Consider the following 1,934-nt stretch of genomic DNA (forward strand, 5'->3'; position numbering starts at 1 on the left):
GGTTCCTGAAGATAGGCGCCCTGATCAGAAGCGGCAGGCATGACGAGGCAGAGCGCGAGCTTGCGATTTTCATGACCCGGCATCCTGACTTTTCCGAGCAGAGGATACGCTGGATACCGTTCGTTGACCCGGCCAAGAACAATTTCCTGATCGCCAATTTCGATCGGGCCAAGTCAGCCGCATGATTGCCGGGCCGACAACAGATGACTGTGAACGAATTCACATACGCCGGACCGATGCAAACCTAGGCCAGATGGTGCCGGCATCGCATTGACGTGGACAGCCGGGGGGCTTGAACGCGCATGATCACATTGAAGTACTTCTCCGCGGTCCGGGCCGCCCAGAAGAGCCAGCGTCCCGTCGCCGAAATGCCGCCGTTCGACATCTATCGACTGCGTTCCAAGGGCGGCATTGCCGCGCGCATCGCCGGCTTTCTTCTCGGCGATCCGCGCTGGCTGCTGGCGCTGCTGCGCCGCTTCTGGCCGAATCCCGGCTTCGGCAATTTCCTGCTCGTCACCAAGGGCGCGGATGTGCGCGACATATTGGAGCGCGGCGACGAGTTCGAGACGCCTTACGGGCCGGAAATGGCCGAGTTGGCCCGGGGCTCGAATTTCATTCTCGGCATGCAGGACGGCGCCGCATACCGGCAGATGAAGTCGGCCGTGCTGAGCGCGTTCCCGCCGGCGGAGGTCGAAGCAACCGTCAGGCCGATCGCCGAGCGCCATTCGCGCGAGATCATGACCCGCGCCAGCCCCGGCTTCGATGCCATTGCAGGCTTGATGAAGATCGTTCCGGTGCGCATCTGCCGCGATTATTTCGGCCTTCAGATCGATGATGAGACCGAATTCGCCGACTGGTCGATCGCGCTCAGCGCGCTGTTCTTTTCCGATCCGACGGCAAATCCCACCACGCGCCAGCTTGCCGTGGTCGGGGGAGATCGCCTGATCAAAATTATCGACCGCTCGATCGCCGCGGTCCGGGAAAAGGCGAACAAGGATGACAGGCCGCTGGCTCGCTTGGTCGCGCTGATGGACCAGGGACGCCTGTCGCTGCCCGACATTCATTCCATCATGCTCGGCATGGTCGCCGGCTTCGTGCCGACCAATGTGCTTGCCGGCAGCAATTGCCTGGATGTGATCCTGTCGCGAACCGATGCACGGCAGGCCGTGGATGAGGCCCTCGGCGCCGGCGATACCGGCAAGCTCGACCGGGCGATCATGGAAGCCATGCGCTTCAAGCCGATCTGGATCGGACCCTGGCGCTACACCAGGCGTGACGCGGTCATCGGCAAGGGTACCCGCCGGGAGCGCGTGGTCAAAGCCGGAACGGTCGTCATGCCGGCGACGCTCTCGGCGATGTTCGATCCGGAGATCGTGCAGCGGCCGAACGCGTTCGACACCTCGCGCCCGCATCGCGACTACATGGTTTTCGGTTACGGCATCCATCTGTGCATCGGCGCGGAAATCGCCCGCATTCAGATCGGGGAATGCATCCGCGCCCTGTTCAGCAAGCCGAAGCTGACCCGCGCGCGGGGCAGGGCTGGCAAGATGGTCAGTGTCGGCGCCTACCCGGCGAGCCTCAAGGTCGATTTCGAGCGCTCGCCGCTTTGCCGCACCGCCGAGCAGTCGATGGTGACCGTGGTCTGCCCGATCACCCGACCGATGCCGCTCGATGCGGTGCGCGACAACGTCGCGGATCTCGGCAATCCGGCGATCGGCGAAATCAGCGCCGCGCTCGACAAGGTTGGCACCATTCATTTCACCAGCCTGGCCGTCGCTCCCACCGGCAAGGACGAAAAATCGGGGGCCGAGACCGGCGCGCTGGTGTTGGAAATCTCGGGCGACGGCAGCACCGACGATGTCATTGCCGCCATAGCGCAAGCGATCGGTCACCGGCTGAGGCCGATTTTCAGGGATGTCTGCGGCCTCCCGGAC

The 1,934-nt window shown here is 63.7% G+C and carries 2 protein-coding genes; both read left to right on the forward strand.

The window, feature by feature from the left end:
* The coding region (locus EOA24_RS36075; RefSeq protein WP_133374819.1) for a hypothetical protein at window positions 1–185 on the forward strand (185 nt) is incomplete at its 5' end.
* Between the two features lie 117 nt (window positions 186–302).
* A partial coding sequence (locus EOA24_RS36080; RefSeq protein ID WP_133374820.1) for a cytochrome P450 occupies window positions 303–1,934 on the forward strand: 1,632 nt, incomplete at its 3' end.

Source organism: Mesorhizobium sp. M2A.F.Ca.ET.039.01.1.1 (assembly GCF_003998035.1).
GTDB lineage: Bacteria > Pseudomonadota > Alphaproteobacteria > Rhizobiales > Rhizobiaceae > Mesorhizobium.